This window comes from Pedobacter sp., from assembly GCF_045628745.1.
Classification (GTDB): Bacteria; Bacteroidota; Bacteroidia; order Sphingobacteriales; family Sphingobacteriaceae; genus Pedobacter.
On the sequence record NZ_JAZQPU010000486.1, the window covers coordinates 1 to 3,922 of the forward strand.

Consider the following 3,922-nt stretch of genomic DNA (forward strand, 5'->3'; position numbering starts at 1 on the left):
GGCCATCTATCGGCCCCATAATTAGTGGTATCATCAGCATATGGCTCACTAAAATAAGCTGTACCGGTCTCGGCAACACCATCCATAAAGATTTTTATATCCGTAAGCTCAAACATGCCACCCTTTGATTCATCCTTATACTCTATAAGCTTCGAAACTTTATCAGTAGCATTTTCCTCATTACTTACATTCCAAGCTCCTTGTACGCGTAATTTTAATTTACCCTCTTTATCCAATTCTTCATAAGCCTTAAATATATTGTAATTCGTGTTATCAGCTTCTACAAAAACCTCCACATAAGAAGAATAACCAAGTTCAGCATAAAACTTTTGAGCTTCCTGTATTAGTTCCTTATACTGATCAACAGTATAAGGAACTAAATGTGGCTTCACATATAAATCCATTGCCACATCTCTAAAACATCCTACAGGGTTACCATCGATATCCTTTATAACCTTACCGCCTATCGGATCTTTTGTATCTTTTGTTACGCCTATTAATTCTATCATTTTTGAATTAACCCAGCAGGCATGACCATCATTACTTTTAATATAAATTGGTATATCAGGTAGTATTTGGTCTAATATATCTTTAGTAGGTATACCATCTTTAAAAAGTATATAATTCCAACCCCTACCAATATACATCTCGTCGTTTGGATGCTTATTGACAAAGTCTTTAATTATCGTCAAATATTCGTCTACTGATGTTGCCCTAGATAAGTCTATTTGATATTTAGCCACCGCAAATGAAGGTGTAACATGCGTATGGGTATCTGTAAATCCAGGTAAGATTAGACCGCCATTTTGTTTAATAACTTCTGTTTTATCATCTATATATTGTTTAACTCCGTCCACACTTCCAATATATATAAACTTGTCACCTTTTATTGCAAGTGCTTCCTCTGTTTTTTCTCCTTCTGTTCCCGTATAAATATTCCCGTAAATTACTATATCAGCTTTTTGCCTTGAGTTTAAGTATTTGTATGTAACAAACGCTGAAACTATCAATACCATTACTATTAAACTAAGTAATATTATTTTCTTTTTGCTCTTTTTCATTACCGTTCCTCCTCATTTTCACATAAATAGCTACATATTACTATAATAAAGATATGTATCTTTTTGTTACATATCTTATATATAAGACTAAATTTCTGCCATTGACCTTTTGCTTATTATGCTTCAAAACAAGTAAAGCGCGTCTTACAATAGCTATTCGATTGGTGGGGAACGTTGAAAATTCTAAACACATTGCTAAAAACTACCTATAGCAAATTAGGTGATGAGCGGCGATCACAAGAACTGCTGGCCAAACTGATGCAGGAGCATCACATCGAATGAATAATTAAAGACCATTTAAACGAAATAAATGAAGGTTAGTTGTAAGTTATAACCATTATTCACCGCTTACACAATAATAGCAAAAAATAATTAGCACCTAACGTTCCTTGGATTTTACCTGCTGTTGCGGAATTGGGACTGGTTTTTTGGCTTGACCAAACGATGTCCTGAAATAAAGTTTCCTCTATAGCTAAAACGTAATTGCTCACTACCGCCAAAAGCGGTAGTGGTATTCTATAATTGATATTTAAATAGGTGATCGTTTATGCATTTTCACAAGATGGTTCGAAGGCGACTAGTTCCGCGAGCTTAGCAGCTACATTTGTCACCATGGGAAAGGCTGGCTTCATCGATAGAAAGATGCTCACCAAGGTTCTGTGGGTATAAAAGCCACTTCTTTGCATGTGGTTTTTGAGTCCAGCTTTTAAAGTCACTAAGGTAATCACGACACTGACGAAGCAGCTTTTTAACCTTTACACCATAAAAAGAACTGATCGCATCAACGCTATTCGGGGCTGTATCGATTGATTTCATTAAAAAAAGCCGCTAATTTCCTTGTCATTCTCGTTCCCTTTTCTACTTAAGTCCAATTCCGGTATACTACCTTACCTGTTTCCACATTGAGCCACCTGCGCCGTTTAATGTGAAAATCACCTTATGTCCACGAATTGGAAAATCCTGAACGACAATCTTTGGAAAAAAGCCTTTTGAAAGCACATTCATGTCTTGCCACTCTGCAGGAGGATTATTGTGCTCTTCCAGTTCAATGTGAAACGTATCCTCCTCTTCAATAGACCCTGTGAATTCAAAGTTCTCGATGATAAAATCTGGTAAAAATAATCTCAGCAAGGACGCGGTAGCTGATGGCATAAATATTGATTGTTAGAAAAACAAATCTATATTTTTTACCTTTGCTCCACAAGTTTTGGCATTGATCCCACTTGATCCCTAAAGTTGGATCAATCTGATTAAATTCCACAAAAAAACCTCTAACTTTACGCTAAAGGTCTTCTTTTTTAATGCTGCGGAGAGAGAGGGATTCAATTTATTGTAATATGGATGCAAGCGAATGATTGCGACTGATTACCAGTGATTGTTAATATATTACTAAACAATCATTTATGAAGTATTTTTGTTGTCATTGACTTGCAATAACAATCAATCAAGTTAGAAAATCATTCCCCTAATCATTCCCCTTTCTTCAACTTAAGTGATATATTAGCTGATATTTCTAGAACACATGGCTAATCACAAAGTAAACTTCATTTTGCGTACGGACAAGGAGAACATACGGGGAGAACGTCCTATAATCCTTACCCTTTCAATATCCAATCAAATGAGAAAATTGAATACGGGGATATCGGTGTTGCCTGAATTATGGGATCGTGCTTCTAAACAAATCATTTACCTGAATCGGAAACTGGCTAAAAACTTGTTGCCAGACCTCGATTTTAATATACTCCCGTTAGCCGATGATGTAAAGCAAATGAATTCAGCCCTCTTGAAGACTAAATCAAGAATTGAAGAACTCATCCATCTTTACGAAATTCAGAAGAAAGGCTATAGTTCCGATAGTATCCTGGAGGAGTATAAATTGCTTAATGCTAAGCTGACGAAGAAGGAAGATACTACAGATTTGGTATTTGATTATATAGATAAATACATAGAAGAAAATAGGCCTTCCAGAGTAAAAGGAAGCCTTTCTGTTTACAAATCACTGAAATCTCACCTCTTATCTTACCAAGAAGCAAAAAGTGTAAAAGTGAAATTTTCTAACATGGATTATGACTTTTTGCAATCATTCCAAAATTTCCTCTTTGAGCATGTCACAAGCAGGGGTCGAACGCTAAACAACATTACCGTTGCCAAACAATTGAGTACGCTTAAAACATTTCTCGGCTATGCCAAACGAAGCGGCATTATTGTCAATGATGGGTATAAGGATTTTGTGATAAAGCGACAGAAATTAGAGGTTATAGCACTTTGTGAAGAGGAATTTTTTAAAGTTTATAATTTGGATTTAACAGAAAATTCACGTCTAGACCGTGTACGTGACGTTTTCTGCTTTTCGTGCATGATAGGTTATCGATATAGTGATTTGGAGCAATTAGATCATTACCATATTAAAAATGATGACACCATCATTTTGACAACCAAAAAGACAAAAAAGCCGATTGTCACCCCGTTGAATTCTATAGCAAAATCCATACTGGCGAAATACAAAAGCAATTCAAAGCCAATACCGGTAATTAGTAACCAAAAATATAATGAGTACTTAACTGAACTCTGCCAATTAGCTAAGATAGATGACGAAATTGAAATTATCCGCTTCCGAGGCTCTGAAAGAATTGTTAGGGTTGACCCTAAATGGAAACTGATTACGGCCCATTCAGGACGGAAATCATTTGCTTCCATGCTATTGGCCAAAGGTGTAGCTCCTCAAATAATTATGGAGCTTGGAGGCTGGACAGATTTCAAATCTTTCCAGCGGTATATTAAAGTAAATGAAGACACTATGCGTAATGCTGTATTAAATGCCTGGGGGTAATTATGAGATTATACCAATTATATGATTATTT

General features: G+C 35.8%; 4 protein-coding genes. 1 reads left to right on the forward strand and 3 read right to left on the reverse strand.

The features are described from left to right. The 3 genes from ACR2F7_RS17810 to ACR2F7_RS17820 form a co-directional block, all read right to left on the reverse strand. The coding region (locus tag ACR2F7_RS17810) for an amidohydrolase (RefSeq protein WP_432714885.1) at positions 1-1,061 on the reverse strand (1,061 nt) is incomplete at its 3' end. Between the two features lie 591 nt (positions 1,062-1,652). Next, positions 1,653-1,877 carry a hypothetical protein gene (locus tag ACR2F7_RS17815; protein WP_432714886.1) on the reverse strand — a complete coding sequence of 75 codons (225 nt, stop codon included), beginning with the start codon at positions 1,875-1,877 and terminating at the stop codon, positions 1,653-1,655. A 66-nt stretch (positions 1,878-1,943) separates the two neighbouring features. Continuing rightward, entirely contained in the window at positions 1,944-2,213 is a 270-nt protein-coding gene (locus ACR2F7_RS17820) for an ISAon1 family transposase N-terminal region protein (protein ID WP_432714887.1), read from the reverse strand. Between the two features lie 466 nt (positions 2,214-2,679). On the opposite strand from ACR2F7_RS17820, the gene ACR2F7_RS17825 reads away from it, so the two are divergent. Next, positions 2,680-3,891, forward strand: a complete 1,212-nt coding sequence (locus ACR2F7_RS17825; RefSeq protein ID WP_432714888.1) for a site-specific integrase — start codon at positions 2,680-2,682, stop codon at positions 3,889-3,891. Positions 3,892-3,922: the final 31 nt, after the last annotated feature.